We start from the raw sequence: 17,658 nt of genomic DNA on the forward strand, positions 1-17,658 counted from the left end.
GCACGCGCCTTCGCGGCACGGAGGCCCCGCGCCGCGACGTCCGGGGAAGTGAACGAACGTTATCGCCAGCATCCCGCAACCGGCAGTTTCGCGGTGGATACAGAGGGGGAAATCACACGGTGGGACACGTTCGCCGCGCACCGCACCGGAGCGCGGCGGCATCACGCGCACGGAGAGCCGCAGCGAGGGCGCGACGGGGAAGCAGCGGGGCTGGCCGCCGTATCACGCGCACCACAGGCCAGACGTAACCCACACGACACCCTTGAACCGGATGTCGCACGTCGACACAGCCATCCGGTTAAACCTCGTAATCATCACGAAACACTGGTGTCACGGCGCTCCAACGAGGGCACACGGGGGACAGAGGCGTCCCTGCGCGTGCCGACAGGAGGTCGGCCCATGAAGGTCACCACGGCAGCACTGCCCCTTCTTCCGCTTTGCCAGCGTCTCCTCCCGGATCTGCCAGGCCTGCCCCATATCCCGGGGCTCCCGGGACTGACGGAACTGACGAGCCTCCCCGGTCGGCTGACCGGACTCTCCATGACCCTCCTCAAGGCGAGCGCCCTGGAGGTCGCGATCCTCGCCGGGCATCTCCTGCTGTACCCGTCGGGGATCATCCAGGAGCGCCGCCCGGCGCCGCCCCTGCCGCGGGCCGGCCTGGAGGCGTCGGAGCCCGACCCGCCCACGTGCCGGCTTCCGGCCCCCGTGGACACGCCGGTCGTCCTGCTGCACGGCTTCATCGACAACCGCTCGGTCTTCCTGCTCCTGCGCCGCAGCCTGGCCCAGCACGGCAGGCACCAGGTGGATTCGCTGAACTACTCGCCCCTGACCTGCGACATCCGTACGGCGGCGGAGCTGCTCGGCCGGCACATCGAGGAGATCTGCGAGCGCACGGGCAGTGAGCGGGTGGACGTCGTGGGGCACAGCCTCGGCGGGCTGATCGCGCGGTACTACGTGCAGCGGCTGGGCGGCGACCGGCGGGTCCGCACGCTCGTGACGCTGGGCACCCCGCACGCCGGCACCCGGGTCATGCCGCTGGCCGACGCGCATCCGATCGTGCGCCAGATGCGCCCCGGGTCGGCGGTCATCGAGGAGCTGTCGCGGCCCACGCCGGGCTGCCGCACGCAGTTCGTCAGCTTCTGGAGCGACCTGGACCGGGTGATGGACCCGCTGGAGACGGCCTGCCTGGACCATCCCGACCTCGCCGTGCAGAACGTACGGGTCACCGGGGTGGGACACCTCGCGCTGCCGGTGCACCCGACCGTGGCCACGGGGATCCGGCAGGCGCTGGACGCCGTCGAGGCGGAGGCCGGCGCGGAGCCGCGGGGACGGGCGGGATCGGGCGGACGGTCCGGCGGTCTGACGGTCGCCTGACTCCGAAACAACCCGTTCAGCATCGAACGCGTCTCGAACAAAAAGCCAAACTCGTGCCCGCCGTCCCCCAAAACACGGCCGATTGCCCGTTTCCTGCGCCGGTGAAACCTGACGAAGATTGTCGTGCCCGTATACCGCCGGGTACAGTCGCCGCACTGCTCTGGCAGCCCCTGTTGTCGAGGCGAAAGAGAAGTTGGTGAACGACCGTCACCCGTCGGGGACCATGACCACCCCGGCTTCGGCTTCCGACGCCGCGTCGGCGCATTACGCGTCGTACGGCACAGGGGAGGCCCAGTACGGCGACCTCACCACGTACGGCGGCTACGACACCACCGGTTTTCCGACCGCCGCGCCGTCCGCCGCGCCCCCCGCCGCCTTCGACGCCGATCCGCTCTTCGGCAGCCTGCCGGGCCAGGCCACCGGCGCCTACGACGCGACCGGCGCGTACGACACCACGGGCGCGTACGACGCCGCCCAGTGGTCCGACGGAAGCGGGCAGCCGCTCTACGACGCGTACGCCGCCCAGCATCAGGCCGGTTACGACTCCGGGACCTACGACGCGACCGTGTGGACGGCCGGTTACCAGCCTTCGGGTGCCGAGGCCACCGGGCAGTGGGACACCGGCGTCTGGACCCAGCCCGACCCGGCCGGCTTCGCGGCCGACGGCACCCAGCAATGGGAATGGGGCACGCAGACCTTCGAGACCGGCAGCTTCGAGACCGGCGCCTTCGCCACCGGCACCCTCGACACCGGCGCTTTCCAGACACTTCCCTTCGACGAGACGGCCGCCTTCGAGCCGGCCACCCTCGGAGCCGACTCCTTCACGACCGGCACGTTCGCCCCCGGCACGTTCGACACCGGCGCCTACGACGCCACCCAGTGGAACGCCGGCCCGGGCACCGCGGAGGAGCACACCGCCGCGGACGCCGCCCCGGAGATCGTCTCGGCCGGCGACGAACCCGCCTCGCACGAGGGCGAGTTGACCGCCACCGGTGAACTCCCCACCGTGACCGCCCTCCTGGACGACCAGGAGGAGGTCACCCCGGCCACCCGCACCCCCGCCGCGCGCGGCGGCTCCCGGGCCGGGGCGCGCTCCCGCCGCCGCCAGCCCGCCAAGCGCTCCGCGCTGCTGACCATCGCCGTGCCGTCGGCCTGCGTGATGAGCGTCGCCGGCATCGCGGCCGCCTCCGTCGGCGGTCTCGCCGGCGACGAGGGCACGGAGACCGCCGCCGCGGCCACGGATCCGGCCGAGCAGCAGGCCGCGCCGGTGAAGCCGTCCACGGCCAACAACAAGCTGGACACCCAGCTCACGAGCCTGGCCGCCGGAGCCGACGACTTCGCCGACCGGGCCAGCCGGACGCAGGAGCGCATCGACCTCAAGGCCGAGCAGGCCGCCGAGAAGAAGCGCGCGGCGGAGGAGGCGGCCCGCAAGGAGCGGCTGCGCCCCAAGTTCGCCCTGCCGGTGGCGCAGCACGGACTCAGCGCCTACTACGGGCAGGCCGGCATCAACTGGATGTCCGTGCACTCCGGCATCGACTTCCCCGTGTCCTACGGGACGTCGGTGATGGCCGCGACCGACGGCACCGTCCGCACGCAGTACAACAGCGCGTACGGCAACATGATGATCGTGACGGCGAAGGACGGCACGGAGACCTGGTACTGCCACCTCTCCAGTTACCAGGTTCCCTCGGGTACGAGCGTCAAAGCCGGTGACGCCATCGCGTTCTCCGGCAACTCGGGCAACTCGACCGGCCCGCACCTGCACTTCGAGGTGCGCCCCTCGGGCGGCTCGGCGATCGACCCGCTCTCGTGGCTGCGCAGCCACGGCCTCAACCCTCAGTGACGCCAGACCCTCGGTGACGCCAGCCCTTCGGTGACGCAGCCGCGGTTCCGACCCGGCCCCAGGCCCCCTGACGGGACCCGAGCCTTCGCCCGGGCCCCCGAACGCCCTCGGGTCAGAGCTTCTCGACCGGCGCGTACCGCAGCAGCAGCCGCTTCGGCTTGGTGTCGCCGAAGTCGATGGTCGCCTCCGCGTTGGACCCGGTGCCCTTGACCCCCACGACCGTCCCGAGTCCGAACTGGTCGTGCGTGACGCGGTCGCCGATCGCGAGCGACACCGTCGGCTGCTCCGCGCCGGCCGCCCGGCGGGTGGCGAAGCCGGAGGCGCCCGACGCCGAGGAGCGCGAGCGGGACGACGACAGCGAGGCCGCCACCCCCGAGACCGGCGCGGAGGGCGCCGGCCCGGTCGACCCGGTCCGCTTCCACTCCAGGTGGGGAGCCGGGATCTCCTCCAGGAAGCGCGAGGGCGGGTTGTAGGAGGGCTGGCCCCACGCGCTGCGCAGCGTCGACCGGGTCAGATAGAGCCGCTCGCGGGCGCGGGTGATGCCGACGTACGCCAGCCGCCGCTCCTCCTCCAGCTCCTTGGCCTGGCCGAGGGCGCGCATGTGCGGGAAGACGCCGTCCTCCATGCCGGTGAGGAAGACGACCGGGAACTCCAGGCCCTTGGCGGTGTGCAGGGTCATGAGGGTGACGACGCCGCCGCCGTCCTCCTCGTCCGGGATCTGGTCGGAGTCCGCGACCAGCGCCACCTGCTCCAGGAAGTCGGCGAGGGTGCCGGCGTCCTCGCTCTCGGCGCGCTCCTGCTCGAACTCCAGGGCGACGGCGGCGAGTTCCTGGAGGTTCTCGATGCGGGTCTCGTCCTGGGGGTCGGTGGAGGCCTGCAACTCGGCGAGGTATCCGGTGCGTTCGAGGATGGCCTCCAGGACGGTGGCCGGCCCGGCGCCGGACTCGACGACGGTGCGCAGGTCCTCCATGAGGGTGTTGAACCGCTTGACTGCGTTGGCGGAGCGGGCCGCCATGCCGTACGCCTCGTCGACCCGCTTGAGGGCCTGGGGGAAGCTGATCTTCTCGCGCTGCGACAGGGCGTCGATCATCGCCTCGGCGCGGTCGCCGATGCCGCGCTTGGGGACGTTGAGGATCCGGCGCAGGGGCACCGAGTCCTCGGGGTTGGCCAGCACCCGCAGGTAGGCCAGGACGTCCCGGACCTCCTTGCGCTCGTAGAAGCGGACGCCGCCGACGACCTTGTAGGGCAGGCCGGTGCGGATGAAGACCTCTTCGAAGACACGGGACTGCGCGTTGGTGCGGTAGAAGACGGCGACGTCGCCGGCCTTGGCCTCGCCCGCGTCCGTGAGGCGGTCTATCTCGTCGGCGACGAACTGGGCCTCGTCGTGCTCGGTGTCGGCGACGTACCCGGTGATCTGCGCGCCGGCGCCCTGGTTGGTCCACAGGTTCTTCGGGCGGCGGGACTCATTGCGCTCGATGACCGCGTTGGCGGCGGTGAGGATGGTCTGGGTGGAGCGGTAGTTCTGCTCCAGGAGGATCGTCGTGGCGTCCGGGTAGTCCTCCTCGAACTGGAGGATGTTGCGGATGGTGGCGCCGCGGAAGGCGTAGATCGACTGGTCGGCGTCGCCCACCACGCACAGCTCGGCGGGCGGGACCTCGGCCTCGGGCGGCACGTCGACGGGGTGCTCAAAGGCGCCGCCCACCAGCTCGCGCACCAGGGCGTACTGGGCGTGGTTGGTGTCCTGGTACTCGTCGACCAGGACGTGCCGGAAGCGGCGGCGGTAGTGCTCGGCGACGTCCGGGAAGGCGCGGAGCAGGTTGACCGTCGTCATGATCAGGTCGTCGAAGTCGAGGGCGTTGGCCTCGCGCAGCCGCGACTGGTAGAGCGCGTAGGCCTGGGCCAGGGTCTTCTCGAAACCGTCGGCCGCCTGCGCGGCGAAGTCCTCCTCGTCGATCAGCTCGTTCTTCAGGTTGCTGATCTTGGCGCTGAAGGACTTGGGCGGGAAGCGCTTGGGGTCCAGGTCGAGGTCGCGGCAGACCAGCGCCATGAGCCGCTTGGAGTCGGCGGCGTCGTAGATCGAGAAGGAGGACGTGAAGCCCAGCCTCTTCGACTCGCGGCGCAGGATGCGGACGCAGGCGCTGTGGAAGGTCATGACCCACATCGCGTTGGCGCGCGGGCCGACGAGCTGCTCGACGCGCTCCTTCATCTCGCCCGCGGCCTTGTTGGTGAAGGTGATCGCGAGGATCTGGCCCGGGTGGACACCGCGCTCGGCCAGCAGGTGGGCGATGCGGTGGGTGAGCACACGGGTCTTGCCGGAACCGGCGCCGGCCACGATGAGCAGCGGGGAGCCGGAGTGGACCACGGCGGCGCGCTGGTTGTCGTTCAGCCCGTCCAGGAGGGCGGCCGGGTCCAGGGCGGGGCGCGGGGCGCCGTCCCGGTAGTACCGGTCGCGCTCCGGGGGCGCGTCGAACTTCCCGCCGAACAGGTCGTGCGGGACCGGCTCCGGTCCGTGACCGTCCTCGGGCGGCGGCGGGGGTTCCTCCTCGTGACCCCGGGGGGTCTGGAGGCTCGCCAGGAAGCTGTCGTCAAAGAGGCTGCTCATCGCTCTCCGAGTCTAGGGCGCCCCACCGACAACCCGGTGCCACCCCGGAAAATGTCCGGGACACCTCACACCGGTACACCCTGCGACCTGCCGGGACACGAAGAGTGACGTCCGTCGCCAAGGTCACGAAAATGTATCGGGCATATCACCCACCAACCTTCACAGCGGCCACACGAGTTGGCTACCGTGCGAGCAGGCCGAACGACCCCCTCCGGCGAACCTCGCCGGGCCGCGCGGCCTCCGCCGAGTCCGACGTGCCCGCGGGGCACCCGGAGCCGGGGACCCAACCGAGAACCTGGGGTGAATCGGCCGTACCGCCTCCCGCGAGGACGGTCCCGCCGTAGGGCAACCCTTCCGTGCCGCCCGAACCCGACAGCTAACCCGGTAGGCGGAGCACTTGGAAGGAGCGCCTCCTTGGCGTCGCACCGCAAGTCGCGCCCCACCGGACCACGCGTCGCCGGCATCCGGACCCCGGCCCTCGCCACGGCCGCCCTCACCTCCGTCGCGCTGCTCTCCCAGACGGCGAACGCCACGCCCTCGGACGACGACCGGCCGAGCCTGGAAGAGGTCGAGAAGAAGGTCGACGACCTGTACCGCCAGGCGGGCTCGGCGACCGAGAAGTACAACGCGGCCAAGGAGAAGACCGCCAAGCAGCGCAAGAAGGCCGACGCCCTCCTCGACGACGTCGCCCGGCGCACCCAGCGGCTCAACGACGCGCGCGAGGAGCTGGGTTCCTTCGCGTCGGCCCAGTACCGCTCGGGCACGGCGGTCCCGGAGACGGCGACCTTCCTGCTCGCGGACTCACCGCAGGACTACTTCGACCAGAACCAGCTGATGGGGCGGCTCACCGGCCGGCAGAAGACCGCCGTCGACGACTACGTCACGCAGCAGTCCGAGACGATGGAGAAGCGCCGGGAGGCCACCGAGAGCCTGGAGACGCTCACCGACTCGCAGAACGACCTGAAGACGGCCAAGTCCACCGTCCAGAAGAAGCTCGCCACCGCGCGCGAGCTGCTGTCGAAGCTGACCGCCGAGGAGAAGGCCCGGCTCGCGGCGATCGAGAAGAAGAAGCAGGAGGAGGCCGCCCGCAAGGCCGCGGAGCTGGCCGAGCAGCAGGCCCGGCAGCAGGCCGAGGAGCGGGAGCGGCGGGAGGAGGCCGCGCGGCAGGAGAGCGGCGGAGGCACCTCCTCCGGCTCCTCGGAGTCCGGCGGCGACGGCTCGTCGGGCTCCTCGGCGCCTGACCCCTCGTACGGGACCAAGGCCGACAAGGCGCTCGCCTTCGCCCGCGCCCAGATCGGCAAGCCGTACGTCTGGGGCGCCACCGGCCCCGGCTCCTACGACTGCTCGGGCCTCACCCAGGCCGCCTGGAAGGCCGCGGGGGTGAGCCTGCCGCGCGTCACCTACGACCAGGTCAACGCCGGCACGACCGTCCCCGTCTCCCAGGCACAACCCGGTGACCTGGTCTTCTTCTACGACGACCTCAGCCACGTCGGCCTCTACATCGGCAACGGCATGATGATCCACGCCCCGAAGCCGGGCGCGTACGTGCGCGAGGAGTCGATCTACTACGACGGCGAGTCCTCGATCCACAGCGTGGTGCGCCCGGCCTGACCGGCGCGGCTCTCTAGCATCGGGGACATGTCCGGCACATCCCCCTCCCCCCTGCGCGCCTGGTGGGCGCAGCGTCCACCGGCGGCCGGGGCCGCGGTCATGGCGACCGGCATCCTGTCGGTCGCCCTGCACCTGACGGGGCACGAGGTCCTGTCCCGCGTGGCCCTCGTCCTGGCCTGCGCCGCCTGGGTCACCCTGGCGGCGAACTTCGCCCATCTGCTGCTGGTCGAGCGCGCGCAGTGGCTGACGCGGGCGGTGACGCCGGGGGCGCTCACCGCCGTCGCCGCGACCACCGTGGTCGGCACCCGGTTCTCGCTGCTCGGCTGGACGACCCTGGCGGCGGCGCTGCTGGCGCTGGGGGCGCTGCTGTGGCCGGGGCTGCTGGTCCTGGTCGTGCGGCACTGGGGGCGCGGGATGCCGGGGGCGGTGTTCCTGGGGTGCGTGGCGACGGAGGGGCTGGCGGTGCTCGGGGCCACGCTGTCCGCGGCCACGTCGACGCCCTGGCTGGCGCACGCGGCCCTGGTGCCGTTCTGGCTGGGGATCGTGCTCTACCTGCTCGCGCTGTTCCGCTTCGACCTGCGGCAGGTCGCCCTGGGCTCCGGTGACCACTGGGTGGCGGGCGGGGCGCTCGCCATCTCGGCCCTGGCCGGCGCCAAGCTGATCGCGGCGGCCGGGACGGGCATGTACCTGTGGAACTCGGACGACAGCGCCGTGCTGCACGACGTGACCGTCCTCCTGCTGACCCTCGATCTCGCCTGGTACGTCGTCCTGCTCGTCGCCGAGTTCGTCTGGCCGCGGGTCCGCTACGACGTGCGGCGCTGGTCGACGGTCTTCCCGCTCGGCATGACGGCGGCGGCGACGCTGTCGGTGGCCGCCGCCGTGGACGTGGGGTGGCTGGACGCGCCGGGCCGGGTCCTGATGTGGATCGCGGTGGCCGGGTGGCTGGCGGTCGCGGCGGGGGCGGTCCTCCAGGCCCGGGCCGGGCTGCGCTCGGCGGGGGCCTCGGGGGTCAGGTCCACAGCACCGCGATGAAGACGTTCGCGACGGTCAGCAGACCCACGAGGCCGAACAGCGGCTTGTCCACCTTCTCGTCGTCGCGCTTCACGTAGACGAGGCCGAGGATCACGATCAGCAGGGCGAGCTTCACGCCGATCTTGACGTTGTCCACGGACTGGTCGTCGGCCTGGTTGAGGCCGACCAGGGCGACACCGGTGACCAGCATCGTCAGCGCGCCGTGCAGCATCGCGGGGGTGTAGCGGGCCGTGCCGCGGCCCATCGCCTTCATCTGGGTGAGGAAGCCCCCGAGGAGCGCGGCGATGCCGATGATGTGCAGGCCGACGAAGAGGTGGATGAGTACGTCCATGGGTTCGGAGCCTAATGAGCGGCCGGACACGCTCCGACACCGGCCCGGCCGCACCCGAGCGGCCCGGCGCATATATGCGTCCCATAACAGCTCCGGTCCCCCACCCGCCCCCGATCGGGCAGCTCGGTCATCACCCCGCGTGAAGACGACGGCCGCCGGGCGGGCGCGCGGTCACATGCGGGCCCGGGCCGATCCGGTACCGCCACTTCCGCTCATCCCGTCACCGGACCGTTATCGACGCGCCTAGCGTCCTGGCCCAGGCACCGGTGCGGACCGGAGCCGGCCCGGCTCGTGCCGGGCCGAGTCGTGGGAAGGACGTGGATCGCAGGTGGGAACGCACCGCAGGCCGCGACAGCGCGCGACGGGCGCCGGGAGGGCCCGTACGGCGGCCACCATCACCCTCGCGGGCGCCGCCACCGCGACCGGCCTGGGCGGGACCGTGCACGCCGACCCGCAGCCGACCGCGGCCCAGGTCAGGACCAAGGTGGACACGCTGTACCGGCAGGCGGAGGTAGCGACCGAGAAGTACAACGGCGCCAAGGAGAAGGCGGACGCGGCCGAGGAGCGCCTGGAGGAGCTGCGGGACCAGGCCGCGCGCAAGGAGGACCGGCTGAACTCGGCCCGGGAGGCGCTCGGTTCGGTCGCGGCGGCGCAGTACCGCAGCGGCGGTCTCCCCCCGGCCGTGCAGCTCGCGCTCTCCTCCGACCCGGACCGCTATCTCGACGGCGCCGCCTTCGTCGAACGGGTGGGGAGCCGGCAGACGGCCGCCGTGGGCCGGGTGCGCAAGGAGCTGCGGGACATCGAGCGGCTGCGCGGCGCCGCCCGCGTCGAAGTGGCGTCGCTGACGTCGCGCCGGGCCGAGCTGAAACGTCACCGCGAGACCGTCACCGGCAAGCTGGAGGCGGCCCGGCGCCTGCTGTCCGGGCTGACCGCGGAGGAACGCGCCGGGCTCGGCGGGGCCCCCGCCTCCCGGGCCTCGCGCGCCGCCGCCACCGGCCCCCGGGACGGCCTGACCGCACCGGCCGAGGCCCCCAACGCCCGTGCCGCGGCGGCGGTCGCCTACGCCTACCAGAAGCTCGGCAGCCCCTACGTGTGGGGCGCGACCGGCCCGGACGCCTTCGACTGCTCGGGCCTCACCCAGGCCGCCTACCGCGCCGCCGGCGTCTCCCTCCCCCGCACCACGTACGCCCAGATCGACGCGGGCCGCCGCGTCTCCCGGTCCGAACTCGCCCCGGGCGACCTGGTCTTCTTCTACTCCGGCATCAGCCACGTCGGCATCTACGTCGGCCGGGGGCAGATGATCCACGCCCCGAACCCCTCGGCACCGGTCCGGCTCGCCCCCGTCGACCAGATGCCGTTCGCGGGGGCGGCGCGGGTGGTGTGACGCGGGCGGGTGCCCGTCAGACCAGGCGCCGTGCCGTCGCCCACCGGGTCAGCTCGTGGCGGTTGGACAGCTGGAGCTTGCGCAGGACCGCGGAGACGTGGGACTCGACCGTCTTCACCGAGATGTAGAGCTGCTTGGCGATCTCCTTGTACGCGTAGCCCCGGGCGATCAGGCGCAGCACCTCGCGCTCGCGCTGGGTGAGGCGGTCCAGGTCCTCGTCGACCGGCGGGGCGTCGGTCGAGGCGAATGCGTCCAGCACGAACCCGGCCAGGCGCGGGGAGAACACCGCGTCGCCCTCCTGCACGCGGAAGACCGAGTCCACCAGGTCGGTGCCGGTGATCGTCTTGGTCACGTAGCCCCGGGCGCCGCCGCGGATCACGCCGATCACGTCCTCGGCCGCGTCCGAGACGGACAGGGCGAGGAAGCGGACGGGGCGCTCGGCGTCGCTCATCAGGGGGGCGCAGCGGCGCAGCACCTCGACCCCGCCGCCGCCCGGGAGGTGGACGTCGAGCAGCACGACCTCGGGGCGGGTGGCGGTGATGACCGTGACCGCCTGGTCGACGTCGGCGGCCTCGCCGACGACCTCGACGCCGGTCTGCGCGGTCTGGCCGATCTCGGCCTGGACGCCGGTGCGGAACATGCGGTGGTCGTCGACGAGCACCACACGCACGCGCCGCTCCCCCGCGGTGCCGCCGGCCGGCCGCGCGGGCTCGGCCGCCTCGTCCGCTCCCGCCGTTCCGTTCCCCTCGGTCGGGTCGCTCATGACGTCTTCTCCGCCCTCTCCATCTCCAGTTCGACCTCGGTGCCGCCGTCGGGCACCGCGCGCAGCCGCGCCGTGCCCCCGTTGCGCTCCATGCGGCCGATGATCGATTCTCTGACGCCCATGCGGTCCGCGGGTATCGAGTCGAGGTCGAAGCCGGGGCCGCGGTCCCGGACGGACACGAAGACCGTCCTGCCCTCGACTTCGGCGAAGACCTGTACGGCGCCGCCCTCGCCACCGTACTTGGCCGCGTTCACCATCGCCTCGCGCGCGGCCTGCATCTGTGCCCCGATCCCGTCGTCGAGCGGGCAGTCGCCCACGACCACGACCTCGATGGGGACGCCGTGCTTGTCCTCGACCTCGGCGGCGTTGCGCTTGACGGCCTCGGCGAGGGTGGTGGGCTCGTCGTCCTCGTCCTTCCCGTTGCCCTCCGGCCGGTAGAGCCAGGAGCGCAGGTCGCGCTCCTGGGCGCGGGCGAGGCGGCGCACCTCGCCCGCGTTCTCCGCGTTGCGCTGGATCAGGGTCAGGGTGTGCAGCACCGAGTCGTGGACGTGGGCGGCGACCTCGGCGCGCTCCTGGGCGCGGATGCGCATCAGCCGCTCCTCGGAGAGGTCCTGCGTCATCCGCACCAGGTAGGGGCCGGCGAGCAGCGTGATGCCGACGAGGACGGCGAGGGCGGCCTGGAGGACGGAGCCGAGGTGGGCGGCGGAGCCCTGGAGGACGAAGACGCCGGTGACGCCCGCCGTCACGAGCAGGACGCCGCCCACCGAGCGCAGCAGGGTGACGGTGCGCCGGTGGCGTCCCACCTCGGCCCAGCGGGCCCGGCGCGCGTTGTCCGCCTGGCGCCAGACCAGCGCGACGCCGGCGCCGACGAGCACGGTCGGCCAGAGGTAGACCCGGGCTCCGCCGCCGAGGTCGACGTTGCCCACGAAGACCAGGGCGACGACGACCATGAGGAGCAGGGCGACGATCTGGCCCTTGTCCGGCTTGCGGGCGATCAGTCTGCGGCGGCCGTCGGGAGAGGTCTCGGAGGTGACGAGGGACGGGGGCTTCTGGGCGTCGACGCCGCCGACGCCCAGCGGCACGAAGAACCAGAAGGCCGCGTAGAGCAGCGCGCCCAGGCCGTCGGCCATGAACAGCCCGACGAAGACGAAGCGCACCCAGATGACCGGCAGCCCGAGATGACCGGCCAGCCCCCGCGCCACGCCCCCGAGCCAGCGTCCGTCGCTGCTGCGGTAGAGCTTGCGCGGCGGCCGCGGTTCGACGAGGGGCGCGCTTGCGGCTTCCGGCATGACACCGATGGTCACACGGGGGCGGGACGGGGAGCATCAGGGTCGGCCCCGGATACTCCCCTGATCTTCGGTCCCCGGGCGGCTCGAACGCTCCCCGGGCGCCGGGTCGGGGCCGATATCAGGGTCCGACCAGGGTCGTACCGGCTGCCGTCCGGCCACCGCGCCCGTCACCATGGACCCATGACAGATCACGAGCACGCCGCGACGGGTCGGGGGCCCGGCTCCGGCCCGCGTGCCCCGCGGGGCGCCGGGCCGCGGGACGCCGCGGACGCCGCGGGTGCCGCGGCGGACCCGGGCGCGGCCGGCGTCCCCGGGCCGCCGCACAGGTTCCGCCGCGACCGGCGGTACAAGACGCTCGCGGGGGTCTGCGCCGGCCTCGGGCGCCAGTGCGACCTGGACCCGGTGATCTTCCGCATCACCCTCGCGGTGCTCTCCGCGACCGGCGGCATCGGCCTGATCTTCTACGGCTTCGCCTGGCTCTTCGTCCCGTACGACGACGAGGAGGAGAACGAGGTCCGCAAACTGCTCACCGGCCGGGTCGACGGCCAGGCGCTGGCCGCGGTGCTCTTCGCCCTCGTCGGCTGCGGGGTCTTCCTCACCATGCTGCACAACGGCGGGGTGCTCACCTTCGCCGTCGTCCTCTCCCTCCTCCTCGCGGGCGCCGGGTACTGGTCGCGGCAGCGCACCACCCCCGCCCCCGTCCCGATAGCCGCGCAGGCGGTCGCGGACGCGCCCCCGGAGGCGCAGGCGCCCCCGGTCATGTTCACCTGGCCCTCCTGGTGGCGGGACCCCATCGTCAAGGACGGCACGCACGACGGCGGTACGGGCTACCTGTGGGGCCCGCCCGGATCCGACGAGCGCGACATCGCCGCCGCCGTCAACATCGGCCGCGGGATCCCGCGCCGGGGCGGCCCCACCCTGCCGGGAGACCCGCGCCCCGCGCCCCCGCGCACCCGCGGCCCCCGTGGCATCGGCGGCTGGGTGTTCCTCCTCGCGCTGCTCGCCGGCTTCCTCGGCACCCGGCTGACCTGGGACGAGCAGCCGCTCGGGACCAGCCTCCAGACCGGTCTGGCGTGCGCCCTCGCCGTGTTCGGCCTCGGCATCGCCGTCAGCGCCTTCCTGGGGCGCACGGGAGCCGGGTCGGTCTTCCTGGCGATCGTCACGGCGGTGCTGCTCGCCGGGTCGGCGGCCGTGCCGAAGGACGTGGGCACCGAGTGGAGCCGCACCACCTGGCGGCCGACGGCGGTGACCGACGTGCGCGAGCAGTACCACCTGGGCGCCGGTGACGGCACGCTCGACCTGACCGGGCTGGACCTGGCCGCCGGGCAGACGGTGACGACGCGCGCCGACATCGGAGTGGGCCGCGTCAAGGTCGTCGTGCCGCGCGACATGACCGTGCGGCTCACCGTCGAGGTGGGCGTCGGCGACATCCAGCTGCCGGGGGAGAACGAGAAGGACGTGGACGTGGCACCGGGCAAGCACAAGGAGGTCACGCTGGCCCCCACCGTCCGCGAGAAGGACGCCGGCACGCTCGACCTCGACCTCCAGGTCGGCCTCGGACAGGCGGAGGTGAGCCGTGCTGCGTCATAGGTTCCAGCCCGGACGGCTGGTGGCCGGCGTCTTCCTGATCGTGGCCGGCGTCGTCTACGCGGGCGACGCGGGCGGCCTGTGGGAGACCCCGTGGTTCGTGCTGATCCCGCTCGTCGTGGGCGGGCTGTGCACGGCGGGCGCGGTCGGGGTCGCCGCCCGTGCCGCGGACCGGCGCCGCTGAGCGGTCCGACCGCACGGCACCGGCCCGCGGGGCAGGACGGCGAGGCGGCGAGGCCCCTACTGGTACCCGGCCCCGGACCGCCCCCGCCGCCGGCTCCGCAGCGCCGCGTCCACGGAGAGCAGCGGCGCGCCCGCGAGGACGAGGGGGAGCCAGGCCATGAGGTAGGGGAGGTCGTTGCCGTAGTAGTAGGGGTCGGCGGCCCAGCTGACGGTCAGCCACAGGCTGAGCGAGATCAGCGCGCCGCCGAGCGCGGCCAGCCGGGTCAGCAGGCCGATCAGTGTGCCGATGCCGACGGCCAGTTCGCCCAGGGCGATGGCGTAGCCGAAGCCGGACGGGCTCTTCAGGGCCATGTCGACCAGGGCCGGGACGGCCGAGGAGTCCCGGACGGTCCGCATCATGTCGCCGACGGAGCCGGCGCCCGAGTCCTTCATGAAGGCGCCGTCGGTGAGCTTGTCGAGGCCCGCGTAGACGAAGGTGACGCCGAGGAAGATCCGCAGGGGCAGGAGGGCGTACCGGGCGGCGTTGTCCCGCCAGTCCCCGCCGCTCTGCCGCGGGGCGTACACCTCGCCCCGCGTACCGTGAGTCATCACTGCCAGCCGCCTCCCGCCGCGCGTGCCGAGATCCCCAACGAGACCATACGTACGACACGGGGGCCCCGCTCAACCCTCCGCGGCCGGATTCTTGCTGTCGGTTTCGACAGGTTGGCGCCGCCCCGAAGGGCCGGTCGGGCGAGGTCAGTCCGTGACGTCGATCGCGTACCTGTTGGTCTCCACGCCGGCGCCGGTGACCACCTGGACGTCCACCCGGCCGGGTTCCACGTCGGCCGGCACGGGGACGGTCAGCGCGTCGTCCGTGGGGTTGCTGAAACCGCCGGTCACCGGGACCAGGGGGACGTGGACGTTGACGGCGCCGATGCGGACGACCATGCGGGAGAGGCGGTCGGCGCGCTGGGCGCCCGGCGGTACGAATCCGGCGCCGCGGATCTCGATGTCGTCGCCGGTGCGGATCGGCGCGTCCAGGTCGCCGGCCTCGCGGGCCCGGACCACGGAGAGGATCACCGGCCGGCCGCCCTCGGCGTACTTGCCCGCCAGGTAGGTCGCCGCCGACACCAGCACCACCACCGCAAGACCCCAGGGGAGGTCGGGGAGTTGCTCGGGGCGCCGGGCCAGCCGTACCGCCGCGAAGACCAGGGCGACGGCGCTGATCACGACGTACTGGATGTCGGCGAAGGTGCCGCGGCCCGCGTCGTCCGTCAGCAGGTCGGACGCGCGCGGCCGGTCGGCCCGCACCTTCTGCAGGCGCTGGCCCAGCACCCGCAGCCCGACCACGCGGCGCACCAGGACGGCGATGCCGCAGACCACCGCGAGCACGGTCACCGCACCGGTGGCGCGGCCGAGTTCGAGACCGGAGATCAGCGCGTCCCGGCGGTCGGGTCCGGAGGCCAGCGCGAGTTGTCCGGCCAGGACCAGCACCGCGTAGGCGACGAGGAGGACCCAGGCGACCGCGACGGCCCGGGAGGTGGAGAGGCGGTTGTCCTCGCCGATGACCGGGGCCAGCGCGCCGCCCCGCGTCCGGTGGAACCAGCAGGCCGCGGTCAGCGCCCCGGCCACGAGCAGCGCCGCGGCGAGCCCGGCCGTGCGCGCGGCGGTCCAGCCGGCGCCGATCGCGGTGAGGGACTGCCCGAGCAGCAGCAGGACGACGGCCGCCCACACGGCCCCCACCGTGCGCCGGCCCAGCCCCGCCAGCCAGGCGTCGCCCTCGGCGCGACCGCGCCGGGCGACCAGTTCCGCGGACTGGGTCAGTTCCTCCGAGACCCACTGCCGGGAGGCGGAGGCGGAGTGCGCCACGGCGGCCGGCAGCCCCTGCCCGGCGGCGAACTCGTCCCGCCGGCGCAGGAACGCGGCGACCGCCCGGCGGTGTCCCTCGCGGGCGCCGTGCGGGCAGTCGCCGCAGGTGCAGCCGCCGCCGTGCGCCGCCTCGATCGCGCCCTTGTCCGAGCCGCTCCCGCGTCTCGCCTCCTGCACCGCCACGCCCGACGCCCGCCTTCCCGCACCCCTGCGAAAGAACTTCCGTGAAAGCGCCCCGAGTCGGTAAGTCCCTTGGGGCGACAGCGAATTGTGCCGTACGCCGACGCCCGCGCGCCGGGCGGCCCCGGTCCCCCGTGCTCAGCGGGGGTGACCGACGGGGCACCGCCTTGACGCGGTCGCGGGAGGGCGTCAGTCGAACAGGTCCGGCTCGCCGCGGCTGACCTCCCGCCACATGGGCTGGTAGTTGATCCACGCCACCAGGTCGCCGCCGAGCTGCTCGCGGGTCGCCACCGCCTGGCGGTGGTCGATCAGCACCGGGCGTCCCGCCGCGCGGGCGGTCAGCTGCACCTGGCAGGACCGCTCCAGGGACAGGAACCACCAGGCCGCCGCGTCCACCGAGTCGCCGACCGTCAGCAGCCCGTGGTTGCGCAGCACCAGCGCCTTGCCGGATCCCAGCACCCGCGCGATGCGCCGCCCCTCCTCGGCGTCGACGGCGACCCCCGAGTAGGAGTCGTACAGCGCGTGGTCCTCGTAGAAGGCGCAGCTCTCCTGGGTGATCGGGTCGAGCAGGTCGCCGAGGGCCGACAGCGCGCGCCCGTGCACCGAGTGGCAGTGGGCGACCGCGACGACGTCCGGCCGGGCGGCGTGCACCTGGGAGTGGACGGTGAAGGCGGCCTGGTTCACGTGGTGGCCGCCCTGCACCACCTGGCCCTCGGAGTTGGCCAGGACCAGGTCGCTCACCGTGATGTGGGCGAAGGGCATGCCGAACGGGTTGACCCAGAAGCAGTCGGTGTACTCGGGATCGCGGGCGGTGATGTGCCCGGAGACCCCGTCCTCGAAGCCCTGCCGGCCGAAGATCCGCAGCGCGCCCGCGAGCCGCTCCTTGCGGTGCCGGCGTTCGTCCTCGACCGAGTCGTGCATCGGCGGCATCGCGAACCGCAGCCGGTCGGTGGGCAGCGGCGGGGGCGGAGTGGCCCCGGGCGTCCCGTGCATGTGTCTCTGTCCTCCGGCACTGGAATGGCCTTACGTGCCGGAAGTTACCGGGGGTGCGGCCGGTGCGACAGATCCGGGCGCGATACTCGACACAGGGTGTCGGGTTTCGGCCGCACACTCGGTGCATGACCTCACGCACGCCACCGGTCGCGCCGGCCGGAGCCCCCGCGAACTGGGCCGGTTTCGTCACCGCCGAGCCCGCCCTGGCCGCCACCGTCGAGGCCCGCTTCGGCGCCTTCACGCACCACGTCCTCGCCACCCTCCGCAAGGACGGCTCGCCCCGCACCACCGGCCTGGAGGTGCGGTTCCTGGACGGGGAGCTGTGGCTCGGCATGATGCCGGGCTCGGTCAAGGCGCTCGACCTGCGCCGCGACCCGAGGTTCGCGCTCCAGGCGAACCCGGGGGACGGCACCGGCATGGGCGGCGGGGACGTCCGCGTCGGCGGCCGGGCGGTGGAGGTCGTGGACGCCGCGACCCGGGCCCGGTACGTGAAGGAGGTGGAACCGCCGGAGCCGTTCCACCTCTTCCGGACCGAGCTGACGGAGGTCGTGCGGACCTACGTGGAGGACGACCGGTACCTCGTCGTCGAGATCTGGCGGCCCGGTGCTCCCGTGCGCACGGTCAGGCGCACGTAGCGC

General features: G+C 73.2%; 14 protein-coding genes, 1 pseudogene and 1 riboswitch. Of the genes and pseudogenes, 8 read left to right on the forward strand and 7 right to left on the reverse strand.

Going from position 1 to position 17,658, the window contains the following annotated elements; genetic code table 11:
• The first annotated feature begins 399 nt into the window (after nucleotides 1-399).
• Nucleotides 400-1,374, forward strand: a complete 975-nt coding sequence (locus IE108_RS18530; protein ID WP_064729419.1) for an esterase/lipase family protein — start codon at nucleotides 400-402, stop codon at nucleotides 1,372-1,374.
• 196 nt (nucleotides 1,375-1,570) lie between these two features.
• Nucleotides 1,571-3,217, forward strand: coding sequence for a M23 family metallopeptidase (locus IE108_RS18535; RefSeq protein WP_064729418.1), 1,647 nt, complete (start codon nucleotides 1,571-1,573; stop codon nucleotides 3,215-3,217).
• Nucleotides 3,218-3,329: 112 nt separating this feature from the next.
• Here the strand turns inward: IE108_RS18535 and pcrA are convergent, their stop codons facing one another.
• On the reverse strand, nucleotides 3,330-5,819 hold the full coding sequence (pcrA, locus tag IE108_RS18540) for a DNA helicase PcrA (RefSeq protein ID WP_064729417.1): 2,490 nt from the start codon (nucleotides 5,817-5,819) through the stop codon (nucleotides 3,330-3,332).
• Nucleotides 5,820-6,050: 231 nt separating this feature from the next.
• Nucleotides 6,051-6,225, forward strand: a riboswitch (cyclic di-AMP (ydaO/yuaA leader).
• A gap of 8 nt (nucleotides 6,226-6,233) precedes the next feature.
• On the opposite strand from pcrA, the gene IE108_RS18545 reads away from it, so the two are divergent.
• Together IE108_RS18545 and IE108_RS18550 are read left to right on the forward strand one after the other, a co-directional pair.
• A complete protein-coding gene (locus IE108_RS18545) occupies nucleotides 6,234-7,430 on the forward strand; it encodes a C40 family peptidase (RefSeq protein ID WP_064729416.1) in 1,197 nt (398 codons plus the stop codon).
• 27 nt (nucleotides 7,431-7,457) lie between these two features.
• A complete protein-coding gene (locus tag IE108_RS18550) occupies nucleotides 7,458-8,462 on the forward strand; it encodes a tellurite resistance/C4-dicarboxylate transporter family protein (RefSeq protein ID WP_064729415.1) in 1,005 nt (334 codons plus the stop codon).
• Here the strand turns inward: IE108_RS18550 and IE108_RS18555 are convergent.
• Nucleotides 8,440-8,793, reverse strand: a complete 354-nt coding sequence (locus tag IE108_RS18555) for a hypothetical protein (protein WP_064729414.1) — start codon at nucleotides 8,791-8,793, stop codon at nucleotides 8,440-8,442. The two genes, IE108_RS18550 and IE108_RS18555, sit on opposite strands and share 23 nt — an antisense overlap.
• A gap of 328 nt (nucleotides 8,794-9,121) precedes the next feature.
• Between IE108_RS18555 and IE108_RS18560 the strand changes: the two genes are divergently transcribed.
• Complete coding sequence (locus tag IE108_RS18560; protein WP_064729413.1) at nucleotides 9,122-10,177, forward strand: C40 family peptidase; 1,056 nt, start codon at nucleotides 9,122-9,124, stop codon at nucleotides 10,175-10,177.
• Between the two features lie 16 nt (nucleotides 10,178-10,193).
• Here IE108_RS18560 and IE108_RS18565 read toward each other — a convergent pair whose 3' ends face one another.
• Both IE108_RS18565 and IE108_RS18570 read right to left on the reverse strand, forming a co-directional pair.
• The gene (locus IE108_RS18565; protein WP_064729412.1) at nucleotides 10,194-10,940 is read right to left on the reverse strand and encodes a LuxR C-terminal-related transcriptional regulator; all 747 of its coding nucleotides are present in this window, start codon (nucleotides 10,938-10,940) and stop codon (nucleotides 10,194-10,196) included.
• On the reverse strand, nucleotides 10,937-12,229 hold the full coding sequence (locus IE108_RS18570; protein WP_064731932.1) for an ATP-binding protein: 1,293 nt from the start codon (nucleotides 12,227-12,229) through the stop codon (nucleotides 10,937-10,939). Before IE108_RS18570 ends, IE108_RS18565 begins: the two co-directional genes overlap by 4 nt.
• A 180-nt stretch (nucleotides 12,230-12,409) precedes the next feature.
• Between IE108_RS18570 and IE108_RS18575 the strand changes: the two genes are divergently transcribed.
• A complete protein-coding gene (locus IE108_RS18575; RefSeq protein ID WP_064729411.1) occupies nucleotides 12,410-13,819 on the forward strand; it encodes a PspC domain-containing protein in 1,410 nt (469 codons plus the stop codon).
• Nucleotides 13,806-13,997: pseudogene (locus tag IE108_RS18580) on the forward strand (hypothetical protein); the annotation flags it as partial. The gene IE108_RS18575 and the pseudogene IE108_RS18580, both read left to right, overlap by 14 nt.
• Before the next feature lie 59 nt (nucleotides 13,998-14,056).
• Here the strand turns inward: IE108_RS18580 and IE108_RS18585 are convergent.
• The 3 genes from IE108_RS18585 to IE108_RS18595 all read right to left on the reverse strand — a co-directional run bounded on the left by IE108_RS18585 (nucleotide 14,057) and on the right by IE108_RS18595 (nucleotide 17,020).
• Entirely contained in the window at nucleotides 14,057-14,587 is a 531-nt protein-coding gene (locus tag IE108_RS18585; protein WP_064729409.1) for a DoxX family protein, read from the reverse strand.
• A 147-nt stretch (nucleotides 14,588-14,734) separates the two neighbouring features.
• Nucleotides 14,735-16,030: a hypothetical protein gene (locus IE108_RS18590; protein WP_064729408.1), complete on the reverse strand. Its 1,296-nt coding sequence runs from the start codon at nucleotides 16,028-16,030 to the stop codon at nucleotides 14,735-14,737.
• A gap of 186 nt (nucleotides 16,031-16,216) precedes the next feature.
• Entirely contained in the window at nucleotides 16,217-17,020 is an 804-nt protein-coding gene (locus IE108_RS18595) for a class II aldolase/adducin family protein (RefSeq protein WP_064729407.1), read from the reverse strand.
• 125 nt (nucleotides 17,021-17,145) lie between these two features.
• On the opposite strand from IE108_RS18595, the gene IE108_RS18600 reads away from it, so the two are divergent.
• Nucleotides 17,146-17,655 (forward strand): pyridoxamine 5'-phosphate oxidase family protein, encoded by a 510-nt coding sequence (locus IE108_RS18600; RefSeq protein WP_064729406.1) that lies wholly within the window; start codon nucleotides 17,146-17,148, stop codon nucleotides 17,653-17,655.
• The last annotated feature ends 3 nt before the right edge of the window (nucleotides 17,656-17,658 follow it).

The organism is Streptomyces parvulus, assembly GCF_014648855.1.
GTDB lineage: Bacteria > Actinomycetota > Actinomycetes > Streptomycetales > Streptomycetaceae > Streptomyces > Streptomyces parvulus.